This window comes from Thiofilum sp. (assembly GCF_016711335.1).
In the GTDB taxonomy this organism is placed as follows: Bacteria; Pseudomonadota; Gammaproteobacteria; order Thiotrichales; family Thiotrichaceae; genus Thiofilum.
Genome location: NZ_JADJTF010000001.1, coordinates 3145491 through 3162170 on the forward strand (window position 1 = coordinate 3145491; position 16680 = coordinate 3162170).

Consider the following 16680-nt stretch of genomic DNA (forward strand, 5'->3'; position numbering starts at 1 on the left):
CAGCAAACCCCACACTTAACTAAAATAGATTCAGGTTAACTAAGAGAAAAATTGTGGATGAGTATTCATATATTGACGAATCGAATAACTCATTTCATGGCGGCTGTAAGGAGTTACCTGACTCCTACACGCTCGATCTGAAAAATCATACAGACATTCAACTACTTTCAGGCAAGCACTCCGATCATGGTCAGCTTCTTGTGCTAAAGCTAGCGCCTCAATATGGGTTAAATGAGCACTATACTCAATAGCACGCAGTTGACATTCATTTAGCCCACAAAATTCACGGCAATCATCTAAAGTCAGCATAATTATCGCCTCCTAAGCGGTGGTATACAGTCATATTTATTATGTATCTCTCACGTGAGCGATTATATAACACTGGTATGACTTTTAAAGAAACACTTTTAATTGTGTGTAGTATCGTTACCACTGAGACTTAATTACCACACTTTAGCTTATTACAAGAATACGTTTATTGGGCATTAATAAAATAGCTATCACAACACTAATCACCCTTATAATAATCGGCTAATAAACGCACGCTCTGCGCATCTACTTTGAGGAAACTACCTTTAGTACCGTACCAATCCCCCAAAACTATGCGTTTGCAATACTGTTCGTGGATAAAAAACTTATGGATTGCAGGACGGTGTGTATGACCATGAATCAACTGGGTCAACTGATACTGCTGCATCACATCCTTCACGGCTGCGGGTGTAACATCCAAAATAGTCTCCGCTTTAGTATGCATTTGAGCCTGACTTTCGGCTCGTAAGGCTTGTGCTTGTGCAATACGTTGCTCTAGCGGGAGGGATAAAAACTGCTCTTGCCACTGAGGATTGCGTAACTGGGTACGCAATTGTTGATAAGCATGATCATCGGTACATAGGCTATCCCCATGCATCAGTAAAGTGGGAATACCATATAAATCAATTAAATGCTGATCGGGCAATAGAATAAAACCCGTTTGTGCGGCAAAAGCCTTTCCCACTAAAAAATCCCGATTACCATGCTGAAAAGCAATAGGTACACCTTGGGCACTCAAACGACTAAATGCCTCTACCACCGGCATAAATCCAACGCCTAATGGATGCGCTAGCACATCATCCCCCACCCAATATTCAAACAAATCACCTAGAATATATAAACCTTGAGGGCGATGGCGTGCTAAGTAATCCAAAAACTGGAGCAGCAGAGCCATACTATGTGGACGGTTAGGAAAGAGATGTAAGTCTGAAATAAACCAAGTGCTCATGCAAAATTTAGCTGTTATTAGTCATAGTGGCTAGCATGCGCATAAAGTGATAGGGTCGCAAGCTATTTTATAACCGCTAGTGTCAGCACCACATAATACAATCCATACAGCGCCCAAAGATGCAAAGGATAGAAAAGATAGAAAAAGTATTTATGCTCTTTGCCACGCTGCCCATTGTACAGCGCTAGCGGTAGCGCTGCTAAACCCATCATCCACTGCAAATCTATCGACCAACGTTCTGTAGCGTTCGTTTGCCAATAAAGTCCTAGGCTAAGGACTATTAGCCCCAATAACTGCACCCAACACAACGAGCGCGTGTAGTAAAACCATAAAGCTAAAATTAGAAATAATAATCCGCCCTCGATAAACTGTGGGCTAGGAATAAAATTCAATGCAGTAAGCAAAGGCAAATTGACAGGTTCTTGACCTAATACACTCACCTTAGCCAGATCTAGTAACCAAGGTAGCAGCATAGCTAGGGCACTCAATAGGATTTTCCCCAAAGCTAAGGGGTTAGATCTAGAGTGCTTTAGCAATAAATCAGTAAAGTACATGAACCATAGCCCCATAAAGAGGCTGGCAAAAATATTAGCAAAGAGCGCTTTTTCAGTAGGTAGCCTCCATGCTAGCCACCCACTACCCAGAGCCATTACCCAAGAACCCACTAATAAGCGCCACATATAGCGCTCTGGGCTACGAGTATGAATAAAGCCTTCAACACTTAAAAAGATAAAAATCGGTGCAACTATGCGCCCCAAAGCATTTAAAAGGGTTGGTGCGCCCCATTCCATAAAGAAATAATGCACATGATCACCGACCATGAGCACTACACCTAAGAGCTTGAGTTGATAAGCGTTTAAAGAGCGCACTTAAGCAAATCTACGGTTTTTTAATTGCTGCCATTGAGCGACTACATCAATATCATAATATTGCAAATGCTTGGCATAGAGGGGAATGATTTTACTTTCAAACAGATGAGTATAAGTTAAGCGCGGTAACATACCCCATTCTAGTTCTGTAGTAGACAAAATCGGCTGATACTCGCTTTCGCAATAATATTGCTCTGCCATACGCTCTAAAGCTAGAGGAAATAACTCTTGCAACCAAGCGCGAGCCTCACTCCAAACCTCATCTACCCAAGCCAACGCTAGCCACCCAAAAGTTGAATGGCGTGGCTCATCCTCAATAATACGCTCATAAGCCTGTAAAGGTAGCCGCTCAGTAGTATCCTTACGCATCGCTGCAAATAGAGGTACTGCCGCCGTCTCACCTAAACAATAAAAATTAAGTAAAGCCGCACAGCAGTTTTTACGCGGATCGATAAATGGCGCGGCAAAACTCATTTGTGCACTCGCAGTATCCAAGGGCTGATCAGACCCTAAGCTCACTGCGACTTGATGGCAAACTTCTGCATGTGTGACCTCATCTTGAGCAATAGTTAGAGCTTGGCGAATTAGCTCTAAGGGCGCTCCTAATTGAATCAGCCAATGAGTGAAATGCGCTGTCATAGAGGCTGAAGCATATTCAGCCAATACTTGATGTTGCCAAAACACTAATAATCGTTCTTGTTCTGCTGGTTGCATCACTACCCCTTAATAGCAAGCTCATCGCTAGTGACTACACTAGCCACGAATAATTTTTCATTACATAGGCGGTGCTGGATTGACGGATATTAGGGGTACAGGAGGTGACACGACTGGTTTTGGAGCAGGTTTAGGGGGTTGCACAGGTGGTCTAGGAGGCGCTGGATTAACCGCTATTTTGGGTTTAGGTTGCGTCCTAGGCTTCGGGCGAGGTACGACTTTAACGACTTTTTTATGTACCACTGCCTTCTTGACGACTTTTTTTGCGGGCTTTTGTACAGGTTTAACTACAACAGGAGGGGGCGGATTGACTGTGCGTACCCCCACCAACTGAACCTCATTCGCTTGGGCGATTGTGCCTAGGCTACCTGTGACAAAAGATACGGCTAATGCCGCTAACTTAGCCTTATAAGGATTATTCATTTCGCCTTCCTTTTGCTACCAATATATGTTTAAAACCATAACTACTATAAAACAACAGGGCTAAAGGTAAAGCGTTCAAGCACTCATTCTACCCACAAGGTAAATAGTTAACACGATACTTAACTTTAACTAATCACTAAGAGCGAAATAGGCGGGTATATTGAGTTTCGTGTCGACTACTGGCTAACGCTAATGCAATATTAGCGCCCCCGATTTCATCATCGGTCACTTGTAAACCTTGCTGAATAGCCGGTAATAACGTTGGAATAAGCTGATGTAAACAGGCTTGCCCTTGAGTTTGTCCTAAAGGAATAATTTTAACGGCTGATAACACTAAATTTTCTAGCCAACTCCAACCATAGCCATAGAGCGCTTTATCTAGCGCAATCTGCCAATGCACCGCAGCTAGTGCAAAACCAGCCGCCTGACTTTGGGCTAAAATCGGTTTCCACTCCTTAGCATAGGGCACGTCTAAAGCTATCAACAAATCAGCCAGCGCCCTACCCCGATTCATTTCCTCCAGCATCAACTCATAGGTTTCACGATTGGCTAATAGCATCTCAACCCAATACTCTAGCGCCTGTTTATCCTGAGTGTGCGCAGCAGCATATAAACGTTTTAATAGTGGAAAATCAACATAGGTCAAACCACTTTGTAGTTGATTAAGCAACCATGCTTTTAAATCCGTAACGGTCTTAACCCAACCCTGCTCAACAGCCCATTCAATCCCTTGTGAATAGGTAAAAGACCCAATCGGTAACGAGGGACTGACTAGGTGCATCAAACGCAGCAAAGCTATATCAGAGGAGGTTTCAATGTCCATGATGAAAGCTAATATAAGGATGTGAGTATTCGTGATGAGCATGACTATGCCCACCTGCTGCATAAGCCCCCGCTTCGGGTTCAAAACTCGCCTGCTCAGTCAGCACTGTTAAACCCAAACCCCGCACCATATCATCTAATACGTGGTCATGCAGATAACGCACTCGTCCCACACTAATCTCTAAAGGTACATGACGATTGCCTAGGTGATAACTCACCCGTGCTAATAAAAGCGCGTCTTCGCAATGCACCGTTGAAACGCTTTCCAAAGCAGCGAGTACTTGTACCACCTCACCCGTTTCAGCCTGTAGATAATCGCCGTGTTTGAGACTCATGCCACGCTCTAAAAACAAGCCTGCATCTTGCCCTTGATCTAAGGCAACGCGTTGACGGGTAATAATGCGCTTTTCATAGGGTAGCGTTAGGGTCAGTAAAATCGCTGGCGGTGGAGTGAGTAATTTAGTGATCAATTTGAGCATGGAATAACCTGTTTAAGCACCAATAAGGCTAGTTAGCAGCTTTTATGCCAAAAAATAGTGCTTGTAAGTACTTGAGCCAACGTAATCATGCGTGTCTTACGCAGACGCTATCAATACGTCCGTGTACGCTTCGAGGCGGCATCCATGCCGCCAAGACTGCTCCAGAAACGCACGATGACTTTGAGCTAGCTAGATATTTACTCATTTCTTAGCGCTAAATAAAAAGCATCTCTTTAGTGCAAAACTAATGGAGGTGCTTTAAAACAGTACTAAGAGACTTATCTTCAATACTCAGTCAAGCGCTCTACTACGCGGCAGATTGATAAGCCGCTACCATCGATGCATTCACCTCTAAGGCAGCATTCATTGCATCCTCTACCCGCTCCATAAAGATGAAGTTCAATTGATTACGGGCGTTTTCGGGTACATCTTCTATATCTTTGCGATTACGTGCGGGCAGTAACACGGTATGAATCCCTGCTCGTAACGCCGCCAAGCATTTCTCTTTCACGCCCCCAATCGGTAGTACCAAGCCGCGTAAACTGATTTCACCTGTCATGGCTACATCGCTACGCACACAGCGCCCTGTGAGCAGCGAGACTAGCGAGGTAAACATCGCTACTCCAGCACTAGGTCCATCCTTGGGAATCGCCCCAGCAGGGACGTGGAGGTGAATATCATGTTCGTCAAATAGCTTAGGATCAATCCCTAGACTATTGGCTCTAGATTTCACCAAACTTAAAGCAGCCTGAGCACTCTCTTTCATCACCTCGCCTAATTGCCCCGTAATAATCAATTTACCATGACCGGGCATTTTAGTAGTTTCAATGAAGAGAATATCGCCACCCACCGGAGTCCATGCCAGCCCCGTAGCTACTCCCGGAATACTGGTACGCATCGCCACTTCACTTTCAAAACGCTGAGCGCCCAAAATATTGAGTACTTGCTCAACATCAATCCGAATCGGAGTACTTGCCCCTTCTGCGACTTGTACCGCCACACGCCGCAATACCGCTCCAATCTTACGGTCGAGATTACGCACTCCCGCTTCACGGGTATAATCACTAATAATGCTCCGTAGGGCTGCTTCAGTCATCACTACCTGCTCTACCAATAAACCATTGTTGGCTAATTGGCGCTTGATCAGATAACGCTTGGCAATTTCAACCTTTTCTTCCTCGGTATAGCCCGGTAGCTCAATCACCTCCATCCGATCACGCAATGGAGTCGGAATCGCATCTAGCACATTAGCAGTTGCAATAAATACGACATTGCTTAAATCAAACGACAAGGCTAAATAGTTATCTCGGAAGGTGCTATTTTGCTCAGGGTCAAGCACTTCTAGCAAAGCGGCTGAAGGATCACCGTGAAAACCACCGCCGCCTAATTTATCAATCTCATCCAGCATAAAGACTGGATTGCGTGTGCCTGCTTTGCGCAGAGCTTGGATAATATTGCCGGGCAATGCGCCTAGATAAGTACGCCGATGCCCGCGAATTTCCGCCTCATCATGCACTCCACCTAAGCTTGCACGCACAAACTCCAGCCCCATCGCATGGGCGATACTTTGCCCCATTGAGGTTTTACCTACACCAGGGGGACCAACAAAGCATAGAATGGGACTACGCCCTTGTGGATTGAGTTTACGCACCGCTAAATATTCAATAATGCGCTGCTTGACCTTTTCTAAGCCAAAATGCTCATCATCGAGAATCTGTCTCGCTTTAGTAATATTAATATTCTCAGTATCTAACTGGCTCCAAGGCACTTCAGCCAACCATTCTAAGTAAGTACGAATCATAGAGTACTCACTCGATGAATCCTGCATTTGCTCTAGACGGCGCAACTCCTTTTTAGCCTGTTCATAGGCTTCATCGGGTAATTGTGCTTCTTCTAAGCGCGAGCGTAACTCTTCTAGTTCAGCACTATTACTATCATCTTCACCTAGTTGCTTACGAATGGTCTTAAGCTGTTCACGCAACATATACTCACGTTGGCGCTCATCCATTGAAGCACGCGCTTTTTTGTCTATTTCATGGGTGAGCTTCAATACTTCTAATTGGTGTGTTAATAGCTCGGAGACTTTATCTAAACGCGCTTCTAAATCCGTAACCTCCAATAGTGCTTGTTTAGCCTCTGGGGTCATATCCATAAAATTAGCAATTAAATCCGCTAGCGCCCCTGCATCTTTAATGTTTTGTAGCGTTTGAGTCACTTCACTAGGTAGCTGGGGTAATAGCTCTGCGACTTCTAGTGCCATTTGTTGTAGATGGCGCATTCTGGCTTCAATTTCAGGATCATGATTATCGGGGTCGGGCAGTGCTTGTACTTTTGCACCTAAATAAGCACCCCCCTGAATCACATAATCCAATACCTTAAAACGTTCTTCCCCTTGTACCACTAAATGATGGCTACCGTCTTTGGTAGTGACATAGCGCAAAATATTGACTTGAATCCCTATCGAATAGAGATCATCAATACTGGGATTATCTTGTTCTGGATAGCGTTGTAATACTAAGCCTAGCCGTTTACCTTGGCGGATAGCTTCTTGAGCCGTACTAATACTGGTTTCACGGTTTAAGGTGATGGGCGCTACTACGCCCGGAAATAACACCATATTCCGAGTAGGAAGGACAATTAATAGATCGTCAGGCAAGTTTGAGGCGGTAGATTCATACCCTTGCGCTGCGCGAACATTCGATTCAGTCATAGCGTAACCTCACAATTTATGTAACTTGAGTTGCAAACAGCCATGCTGAAGGCGATGAGAGTTTAACTCATACTGTCCGGCAGGTAGCGGAATGCGACGTTCAAAATGACCGTAGGGTAATTCCATACGGTGAATATGGGCTGCTTGAGCAAAGCGTGGTAGGGGGCGAATCCCATTCACTACGATCACACCATTACTCAAATAAACTTCCATACGTTCGGGATCAACACCGGGTAAGGCAACCGTTAAGTAAATACTCTCAGCGGTTTCAAACAAATCAATCGGTGGTTCCCAAGTCGGTTGTCGGGCCACAGGGGAGGGGCGAAAAAATTGTTGTTGTAATCGTTCCGCCTGAGAAAGCAATTCACACGCCTCAACCCACATGTGATTAATATGACGTGATGGCATTTTCTTAATCCCATAACAATAGCTAAGATCAATGTCTAATATTGAGATAACTAACGCACAACCTTTGGTAGTCACGCACTAATTATCGAATACTTATGCACTAGATATGGGCAACAAACAGAAATTCAAGAGCAAAATAGTCAAGATTAGCTAAAGAGAAAACAGCAATGCTTGACTTAAGCTAACAGAGAGAATGAGAGAGTAACTAATTCATACTATCACAGATAGTCAGTAGCCACCTAATTTAAATCGACCGCTAAGCGTTTAAGGTCTTCTAAGGAGACTATTTTCAAGGCTGCTTGATGAGTTGCCCGTAACAACACACGCGGCGCAACTCCTTCATCCAACGCTTCTTGCCAACGCATCGCGCACACACACCACTGATCACCCTCTTTTAAGCCCGGAAAGTTAAACTCAGGGCGAGGCGTAATCAAATCATTACCTTGACTCAGACTATAGTCTAAAAAGGCTTGAGTCACCCGCACACAAATCGTATGCGAACCGCGATCATAGGCATCCGTTGAACAACTACCAGTCCGATAAAATCCTGTCATTGGCTGAGTACTGCATAGTTCTAGTTCAGTACCTAGTACATTGAATTCTAATGGTTGAGCCATCAATCATCCCTCATTAGAGTTAACTTAGATTGGTTGAGATGCGCTGCTATTTATTGCCCTAATAAAGCCGGATTCATGCGCCATACTGTCCAATTTAATACAGCGGCGAAACTAATCCATGCCAAATAAGGTAATAACAATGCCCCTGATAGAGGCTTAATGCGCCAAAATAGGTTGATAGTAGCAGCCACAAGTAACCACAACACTATAATAATCCCAAACGCTAGCGCTCCATTATGCCATTGGAAAAATGCCCAACTCCATAAGGCATTAAAAACCAATTGAATCAGATACACACTTAAGGCTTCACGAGCCGCCAAAAAGCCTTGCGCCCGCCATACCCACCATGCGGCTAGTGCCATAAGTAGATAAAGCACTGTCCAGACTGGACCAAAGACGGATGCGGGTGGCGCCCAACTCGGTAATTGTAAGCTTTGATAGAATTCAGGAGCATTAATCGAGGCTTGAGCACCCAAAACGGCGGCAATAAAAGTAATCACTAGCCAAACGATTAAGCCTATTAACTGCTGTGGGATCGTATAGACACTCATAAACTAATCCTTAGTGAGTTGCTCCTATAACCATAGTGTAAGCTAAGCGACTTGACTATTTACCCTTAAAAAAACGGCGCATCCCTGCGCCTTAGACTTTATGTATTGAACGAACTAGAAAGAAGCGAGTGGTTAGTAATCAGTATAATGGAATAATGCCACTCTCAAGCTGCCTGTAACAAACCCGCCTTGGTACGTGGGGAACCTACACTGGATTGCATAAAATGCTGATGGTAACGGGTATTAAGATTGCGCATGTCTAAGAGAATAAACAAATCGGCCACATTAAAGTCGGGGTCAATACAAGGCTCTCCTGCCACCCACGCACCTAATTTTAAATACGCTTTAAGCAAAGGGGGCATATGTGCTTGTACCGCAGTCACGCTAGAGGTTAAAGGTAAACGTGGTGTCACGCGCATCGTGTCTGGGGATAAATGAGTACTGCGAGCTTCCTGCATAATAGCTAGGGCTTGTGCACCCTGATCCGCCAAACTGACACTGGCACACCCAAATAAATACTCGACTTGGTGTTGAATCATAAACTGGGCTAACCCTGACCAGAGCATACCAATCCCAGCCCCATTTCTAAAATGTGGATGAATACAAGTGCGTCCAATTTCAATAGTCCGCGCACTTAAATGCGGTAATAACTGCCCTAAATCAAATTCTGTTTCAGAATAAAATCCATCCGCTTGTTGCGCAGCACCGTGCGTTAAAATTCTAGTGGAGCCGACGACCTCACCTGTTTCTACCACACTCACAATAATATGCTCACAAAAAGCATCATACTCATCCTGATCAATGCCCTCATGACCTGATGCCAAACGCGCTCCTTGCTCTAGCGCAAAAATGTTATAGCGCAGCCGTTGCGAGGCTAATACTTGCTCTGCTGTGCTAGCTAATTGTACTTGCAGTGCCGGAATAATAGCGCGTCGATTCGGAGTAGTATGGGCAGAAATGGTCATTATAAATAACTCCTTAAAGCCTTAATCGTTATACGAATTAGCTTAAAAAGGCTCTGTGACAATGCAGTGACACTTTGTTTACAGACTCATTAAATATGAATAGATTGATAAATACTTGAGTGAAAATTATCGGGTATTTCTGGAGCAGTCTTGGCGGCAGGGAGGCCGCCTTGAAGCGTACAAGGATGTATTCACAGCGACTGCGGAAGAAATGCTCGATAACTTTTGAATGACTACTTAATTCATCTAAGCGTCAACTAATTGTCATCTTGGCGTCATATAAAACTATTAGCTTTTTATACCAATTAACTAATAAAGAGCATTACCTTATATGAGCGATTCTGCCAGTACTGCATTACAACACGCGGTGCATCAAGATCAAGCCACTTCACTAATGGGACTACAACAACGTCTATTTAGCTTTTGGTTTAATAGTTTTATTTACAATCAGATTTGGGAAGATCCCGCCGTTGATTTAAAAGCCTTAGCGCTTAATGCTGAAAGCCGCATTCTCACCATCGCCTCTGGTGGCTGTAATATATTGAATTATTTAATAGAATCGCCTGCTCATATTACGGCTATTGATCTGAATCCCTATCACTTACAACTAACTCGTTTAAAAATTGCCGCTTTTAAACATTTACCTGATCACACCAGCTTTTATCGCTTTTTTGGTAAAGCTCAATCAGCACAAAATATTGATCAATATGAACTGCATATTCGCCCGCATTTAGATAAAAGTACTGAACAATTCTGGCAAGGACGCAATATATTAGGGCAGCGACGTATTCATTTATTTAAAGAGGGATTATATCGCCATACTCGCTTTGGTTATTTTATGCGTTTTTTACATTGGATCGCACGTCGCACGAATTATCAACCGACTAAATTATTAAGCGCTCATAGTCTGTATGAACAAGAAGCGATTTTTAAACAACATATTGCACCTTTCTTTGATAATCGCTTAGTACGTTTTTTGGGTAAATTACCTATGTCGGTTTTTAGCCTCGGTATTCCGCCACAACAATATCAGGCTATGAAACGTGAGGGCAATTTAATCGAGCAATATCGTACCCGTGTCAAACGCCTCGCTTGTGATTTCCCGATTAAAGACAACTATTTTGCGTGGCAAGCCTTCAGTCATAGCTATGATCATGCTAAGCGCCAAGCTCTGCCTGATTATTTAAAAGCAGAACATTATCAAACCATTAAACAACAATTAGATAAGGTGGATACTCACCTAGGCTCCATGATCACTTTCTTAAAACAACAGCCAGCGAATAGTTATGACCGCTTTGTGTTTTTAGATGCCCAAGATTGGATGAGTGATGAAGTATTAAATGAATTATGGACTGAAGTAGTACGGGTAGGTAAACCGCAAAGCCGTATTATTTTCCGCACCGCTGCCGCTGCATCGCCGCTAGAAACGGCATTAAAACCAGCGCTTAGAGCACGTATTGAGTACGAGGCAGAGCTTTCGCAACAACTGTTCCAACAAGATCGTTCAGCGATTTATGGTGGGTTCCATGTCTATCACACCCATTAACTCCGCTAATTTAACTGCGTTAACGGCTGCCGAGCGCATGGATAAGCAGTATCGCTATCAGCGCTATGTGTATGATGGATCACGTAAATATTATTTATGGGGGCGCGATACCCTGCTGAATGAAATTAGCTTAGAGCCGCAGGACACTTTACTAGAAATAGGCTGCGGTACGGGGCGCAATTTATTCCAATTACATGAGCGTTATCCCCAGCATGCCTTATATGGTGTCGATGCTTCACAGCTCATGCTCGAACAAGCCCAACGTAGGTTAACACCTCAATCAGCCTCGACTATACATTTTAAACAAGGTCTGGCACAGGAACTGACTTTAGAGCAGCTAGGTGTGCAACAAGCCTTTGATCATATTGTGTTTTCTTACGTATTATCAATGATACCCGAATGGCGCTTAGCTTTTGACCACGCACTAACCTTATTAAAACCTAGCGGTACGCTTCACCTCGTTGATTTCGCTGATCAAAGCGCTTTACCACGTTGGATGCAAGCGGCACTCAAGCAATGGTTAGCGTGGTTTCAGGTACATCCTGATGTACAGGTTCCCGATTACTTACAGACTGTCTCTTTACAATCACAGGGTCAATTACAGATGCGTTATTTATGGGGACGGTATGCGCTTCTGGCTCACTATAGTCCTAGGAGTACTTGCCTATGAATAGACCTCCACGCGCCCGCAAATACCGCAGCATTTGGATTTCAGACACGCATTTAGGCACTAAAGGGTGTCAAGCCGAATTATTGCTTAATTTCTTGCAGCACAATACCAGCCAGCAACTGTATTTAGTAGGCGATATTGTCGATGGCTGGGCACTCAAGAAGCGCTGGTATTGGGATGGGTTTCACGACCAAATTGTGCATTTGATTTTTGAACGCGCCCAACGTGAAACCGAGGTGATTTATATTAGTGGTAATCACGATGAGTTTTTACGCTCATTTTTGCATCATCAAATCAGTGCTATCCGTTTTGAGGATGAGGTGATTCATACCACCGCTGATGGACGGCAGTTTTTAGTCTTGCATGGCGATCAATTTGATGGCGTGATGCAGTTTGCTCGCTGGCTAGCTAAGGTAGGTGATTGGGCTTATACCCATTTACTGCGCATTAATACCGTGTACAACAAACTGCGTCGCGCCTTAGGCTATCCGTATTGGTCAGTATCGGCATATCTCAAACATAAGACTAAATCTGCGGTTAACTTTATCTCAGCTTTTGAAGAAACCGTGGCTAAGGCGGCTCACAGCCGTGGTTTACAGGGTGTGATCTGTGGGCATATCCATCATGCCGAGACACGGATGATTCATGAGGTACTGTATTGTAATGATGGTGACTGGGTAGAAAGCTTTACCGCGTTGGTGGAAGAATGGGATGGTAGCTTGCGCATTGTGGAGTGGAAGGAATTATATTCCGAGCTAGAAATAGAATCCCTATCACTACCTAATCTTGCTAAGGTTAATTGATTACGAGGTGGGCACAAACCCATTAGGGGTCAATAGCATCTTATCTAGCTCTAAGCCTGACTGTTTAGCCTCATTGATTACGGACTCACTCAGTTGCTCTAGCAACAAAGGATCAGATTTCACTTGCTCTAAGGCTGCGTCTAGTAATAAAGCTTGCAGTAATAAAGTCTCGGCTAATTCTTGCTTAGTGCTATCGTTGGCATCTTTAAACACACCGGTATTTAATAGTGCCTTAGTCGCTTGTTCTTTTACCGCCTGCGCCGTTTCGCGCTCTAATACGGTAGTTTTACCCTGAGCAGCTTGCCACATACTCACCCACCATACCACATAAGCATCTGCCAAATGAGTGACTGTTAAACCCTTAGCATTCAGCGTGGTTTGAATACTCTCAATAATATCGCCCTGTGCTTGTAAAGAGCTTAGTGTCTCCGCGCCCACCGGATTTTGCTCTTGAATGCGCTCCACAAACTGTTGTGTAAACTGCTTACGTAAAGCTAAATCGGGTTTAAAACTCAAATAATCAACCGCCTCAACGACGGGCACGGGTCTAAGCTCACTAGATTCTCGTACTGGCACACTAGGCTGCATCATGGTCAACACCACCAGCGAAGCTAGTTCTATTTTAGAAGTGTTAGCATTATAGCTAGCGTAAGAGTTGACTATATTTGGATTTAAAATTATTAATAAATTGATTGATAAGGCTATTTTTTTGTTATTCATACTATAGCTCCAAACTCCAATAAGGTGTATTGAGTGTAGCGAGGCTTAGCTAATAAGCTTTAGAGTCTAAGGGGTTAATAGGCTAAACGCGACTAATTCAACGATAAATGGTGGGAGCTTTTTGATCTTAGCTCAGTGCAATTAGTGCTTAGTGCCTTAAGCTCGTTATAATTCAAGCTTTATGATTATCGGTTTGAGTATTTTCTATGAAACAACATGCACGTTTTACGGCTTTATATCCTAATGCTCATTCAAAATTACTCACAGCCCGCCAAGCCGCGAGTCTCATTCAGGCACAGGATACGGTAGCGACCAGTGGCTTTATTGGCATAGGGTTTGCGGAAAATATTGCCGTAGCGGTAGAAGAACTGTATCTAGAATACTTAAACCACCTGACTAATCCCGACCTGCCCGCGCCCGCTCACTATCCTAAAGATCTCACTCTAGTCTATGCCGCTGGACAAGGGGATGGTAAACACCGAGGACTCAATCATTTTGGGCATCAAGGTTTAGTTAAACGTGTGATTGGTGGGCATTGGGGCTTAGCGCCTAAACTAGGTCAGCTAGCCACTACTAATCAAATTGAGGCGTGGAATTTACCGCAAGGGGTCATTTGTCACTTATTCCGCGACATTGCAGCGGGTAAACCCGGAACGCTCACGCGAGTAGGCTTAGGCACTTTTGTTGATCCACGCTTTGGCGGTGGCAAGCTCAATACTTTGACCCAACAAGATTTAGTACGCCTACTCGACATCGATGGTGAGGAATATCTGTTTTATAAAGGTTTTCCGATTCAGGTCGGCCTTATTCGCGGTACGACGGCTGATCTAGATGGCAATATCAGCATGGAAAAAGAAGCGCTCACCCTAGAAGCACAAGCTGTAGCAATGGCAGCGCATAATAGTGGTGGTATTGTGATTGCTCAGGTAGAGCGTGTTGCTGAGCGCGGTACATTAAACCCTAAACTGGTGAAAATTCCGGGAATATTAGTCGATGCTATCGTGGTGGCAGAAAAGCCCGAATATCAACAACAAACCTTTATAGAGCCGTATAATCCTGCCTTTTCCGGTGAGTTACGTGTGCCCGTATCCGCCATTGCCCCGATTCCTTTGGATGAACGTAAAATTATTGCACGTCGTGCCGCAATGGAGTTGCAAGTCGGTGCAGTGGTTAATCTAGGCATTGGTATGCCTGAAGGCGTGGCAGCGGTTGCGGCTGAAGAGGATATTTTTAATCTTATGACCTTAACAGCGGAACCGGGCGTGATTGGGGGTATTCCAGCAGGAGGCTTAAATTTTGGTGCAGCGACTAATACCCAAGCGATTTTAGATCAACCTAACCAATTTGATTTTTACGATGGGGGTGGACTGGATATTGCGGTTTTAGGACTCGCACAGGCGGATGAAGAAGGCAATCTCAATGTGAGCAAGTTTGGCGCGAAACTAGCGGGCGCGGGGGGGTTTATCAATATTTCACAAAATGCTAAAAAAGTGGTTTTCGTGGGAACCTTTACCGCAGGCGCTTTAGAACTCGCTATTGCCCATAATGCACTCCAAATTGTGCAAGAAGGTAAAACCCGTAAATTTGTTAAAGCAGTGGAGCATCGTACCTTTAGTGGACGAGTCGCCTTTGCGTCTAAACGTCCCGTGTTATACATCACCGAGCGGGCGGTATTTCGCCTGTGTGCTACTGGACTTGAACTGATCGAAATCGCCCCCGGAGTAGATTTAGAGCGTGATATATTGGCACAAATGGATTTTAAACCCGCTATTGCCCCTGATTTGAAGCACATGGATGCACGCATTTTTGCTGATCAAGCGATGGGTTTAAAAGCGGATTTAGTGGCACTATGAAACTACTCCATACTTCTGATTGGCATTTGGGGCGCTTACTCTACGGTAAAAAGCGTTATAGCGAATTTGCGGCATTTTTAACGTGGCTAGTAGAGATTATTCGTACTGAGCGCATCGATGTGTTAATCGTGGCGGGTGATGTGTTTGATACCACCACCCCTAGTAATCAAGCGCAAGAATTGTATTACTCGTTTTTGCGTGCGGTGGGTAATACTACTTGTCGGCACGTAGTAATTACGGCGGGCAATCATGATTCGCCCTCGTTTTTAACAGCACCTAGTGCTTTATTGCGCTGCTTGAATATTTATGTAATCGGTGCAGCCACTCATCAGTTAAGCGATGAACTCCTCACACTCACCGATGCACAAGGTAGCCCTCTGTGTATCGTGTGCGCCGTGCCCTATTTGCGGGATCGAGATTTGCGCCATGCGGAGGCGGGTGAAACGCTAGAAGATAAAGAGTTAAAACTACTCCAAGGCATTCAAACGCATTATACCCAACTCGCCGACCTAGCCCTCACTACTCAAGCGCAATTAGCTCAGCCTGTACCGATGATTGCCACCGGACATTTATTTACCAGTGGCGCACAAACCACCGAGGGTGATGGAGTGCGTGAGTTATATGTGGGGTCTTTAGGGCATATTCCCGCCTCTGCTTTTCCGCCTTGTTTTGATTATGTGGCACTAGGGCATTTGCATGTGCCGCAAATAGTCGGGGGCAATGACACACGACGCTACAGTGGTTCACCGCTAGCCATGGGGTTTGGTGAGGCTCGACAGACTAAAAGTGTGTGCGTGGTTGAGTGGGGGGCAGATGCGCCTCAAGTGACTTTAATACCTGTCCCTGTTTTTCAAGCACTAGCCCAAGTACGCGGTGATCTGACTCAATTGCAAGCAGGTTTGCGGGATTTAATAGCTTTGAGGCAATCGGTTTGGGTGGAGGTGATTTATGAGGGTGAGGACATTATAGGGGATTTGCGTGAGCAATTAGAGGTGATTACCGCTGAGAGTTTGGTGGAGATTTTGCGCATTAAAAATACTCGTATTAGTGAGCAAGTGTTGCAACCGCTGCAATTGGGGGAGAGTTTAGATGATTTGGATACCTCTGAGGTGTTTGAACGCTGTTTGCAAGCGCATCAAGTGCCACAGCCGCAGTGGGCGGATTTGCAACTTATGTATAAAGAGGTAGTAGCAACGTTGCAACATGGGGAGTGAGGCTGATTCTAGGCTTTAGTTGTCTTATGCTTTCAGGTTGAGGTAGTGTTTAAAGGCT

The 16680-nt window shown here is 44.5% G+C and carries 18 protein-coding genes; 5 read left to right on the forward strand and 13 right to left on the reverse strand.

Annotation, left to right across the window (positions count from 1 at the left end; translation table 11 throughout):
• Positions 1 to 39: 39 nt before the first annotated feature.
• From IPL34_RS14865 to IPL34_RS14920, 12 genes are all read right to left on the reverse strand, one after another.
• On the reverse strand, positions 40 to 309 hold the full coding sequence (locus tag IPL34_RS14865) for a hypothetical protein (RefSeq protein ID WP_296842231.1): 270 nt from the start codon (positions 307 to 309) through the stop codon (positions 40 to 42).
• 199 nt (positions 310 to 508) lie between these two features.
• Complete coding sequence (lpxH, locus tag IPL34_RS14870) at positions 509 to 1258, reverse strand: UDP-2,3-diacylglucosamine diphosphatase (protein WP_296842232.1); 750 nt, start codon at positions 1256 to 1258, stop codon at positions 509 to 511.
• A 62-nt stretch (positions 1259 to 1320) separates the two neighbouring features.
• Entirely contained in the window at positions 1321 to 2127 is an 807-nt protein-coding gene (locus tag IPL34_RS14875; protein ID WP_296842233.1) for a TraX family protein, read from the reverse strand.
• Positions 2128 to 2841: a ferritin-like domain-containing protein gene (locus tag IPL34_RS14880; protein WP_296842234.1), complete on the reverse strand. Its 714-nt coding sequence runs from the start codon at positions 2839 to 2841 to the stop codon at positions 2128 to 2130.
• Between the two features lie 60 nt (positions 2842 to 2901).
• Entirely contained in the window at positions 2902 to 3264 is a 363-nt protein-coding gene (locus IPL34_RS14885; protein ID WP_296842235.1) for a hypothetical protein, read from the reverse strand.
• 136 nt (positions 3265 to 3400) lie between these two features.
• Positions 3401 to 4087: an urease accessory protein UreF gene (locus tag IPL34_RS14890; RefSeq protein ID WP_296842236.1), complete on the reverse strand. Its 687-nt coding sequence runs from the start codon at positions 4085 to 4087 to the stop codon at positions 3401 to 3403.
• Complete coding sequence (gene ureE / locus IPL34_RS14895) at positions 4077 to 4565, reverse strand: urease accessory protein UreE (RefSeq protein WP_296842237.1); 489 nt, start codon at positions 4563 to 4565, stop codon at positions 4077 to 4079. The genes IPL34_RS14890 and ureE overlap by 11 nt, the downstream gene beginning before the upstream one ends.
• A gap of 307 nt (positions 4566 to 4872) precedes the next feature.
• Positions 4873 to 7275 carry an endopeptidase La gene (gene lon / locus IPL34_RS14900; RefSeq protein WP_296842238.1) on the reverse strand — a complete coding sequence of 801 codons (2403 nt, stop codon included), beginning with the start codon at positions 7273 to 7275 and terminating at the stop codon, positions 4873 to 4875.
• Positions 7276 to 7284: 9 nt separating this feature from the next.
• A complete protein-coding gene (locus IPL34_RS14905) occupies positions 7285 to 7683 on the reverse strand; it encodes an Hsp20/alpha crystallin family protein (RefSeq protein WP_296842239.1) in 399 nt (132 codons plus the stop codon).
• Positions 7684 to 7922: 239 nt separating this feature from the next.
• Positions 7923 to 8300 (reverse strand): DUF2237 domain-containing protein, encoded by a 378-nt coding sequence (locus IPL34_RS14910; protein WP_296842240.1) that lies wholly within the window; start codon positions 8298 to 8300, stop codon positions 7923 to 7925.
• A 50-nt stretch (positions 8301 to 8350) separates the two neighbouring features.
• Entirely contained in the window at positions 8351 to 8851 is a 501-nt protein-coding gene (locus tag IPL34_RS14915) for a TspO/MBR family protein (RefSeq protein ID WP_296842241.1), read from the reverse strand.
• Between the two features lie 164 nt (positions 8852 to 9015).
• On the reverse strand, positions 9016 to 9816 hold the full coding sequence (locus IPL34_RS14920; RefSeq protein ID WP_296842242.1) for a GNAT family N-acyltransferase: 801 nt from the start codon (positions 9814 to 9816) through the stop codon (positions 9016 to 9018).
• 331 nt (positions 9817 to 10147) lie between these two features.
• Here IPL34_RS14920 and IPL34_RS14925 point away from each other — a divergent pair, with 331 nt between their 5' ends.
• From IPL34_RS14925 to IPL34_RS14935, 3 genes are read left to right on the forward strand one after another with little or no spacing between them, the layout of a single operon-like run.
• A complete protein-coding gene (locus IPL34_RS14925; protein ID WP_296842243.1) occupies positions 10148 to 11362 on the forward strand; it encodes a DUF3419 family protein in 1215 nt (404 codons plus the stop codon).
• Positions 11343 to 12032, forward strand: coding sequence for a class I SAM-dependent methyltransferase (locus IPL34_RS14930; protein WP_296842244.1), 690 nt, complete (start codon positions 11343 to 11345; stop codon positions 12030 to 12032). The genes IPL34_RS14925 and IPL34_RS14930 overlap by 20 nt, the downstream gene beginning before the upstream one ends.
• Positions 12029 to 12835: a UDP-2,3-diacylglucosamine diphosphatase gene (locus IPL34_RS14935; protein ID WP_296842245.1), complete on the forward strand. Its 807-nt coding sequence runs from the start codon at positions 12029 to 12031 to the stop codon at positions 12833 to 12835. Before IPL34_RS14930 ends, IPL34_RS14935 begins: the two co-directional genes overlap by 4 nt.
• Here IPL34_RS14935 and IPL34_RS14940 read toward each other — a convergent pair whose 3' ends face one another.
• Positions 12836 to 13555, reverse strand: coding sequence for a DUF6683 family protein (locus IPL34_RS14940; protein WP_296842246.1), 720 nt, complete (start codon positions 13553 to 13555; stop codon positions 12836 to 12838). It abuts the gene before it with no gap.
• Between the two features lie 206 nt (positions 13556 to 13761).
• Between IPL34_RS14940 and IPL34_RS14945 the strand changes: the two genes are divergently transcribed.
• Complete coding sequence (locus IPL34_RS14945; protein ID WP_296842247.1) at positions 13762 to 15408, forward strand: acyl CoA:acetate/3-ketoacid CoA transferase; 1647 nt, start codon at positions 13762 to 13764, stop codon at positions 15406 to 15408.
• Entirely contained in the window at positions 15405 to 16622 is a 1218-nt protein-coding gene (locus tag IPL34_RS14950; RefSeq protein WP_296842248.1) for an exonuclease SbcCD subunit D C-terminal domain-containing protein, read from the forward strand. The genes IPL34_RS14945 and IPL34_RS14950 overlap by 4 nt, the downstream gene beginning before the upstream one ends.
• Positions 16623 to 16680: the final 58 nt, after the last annotated feature.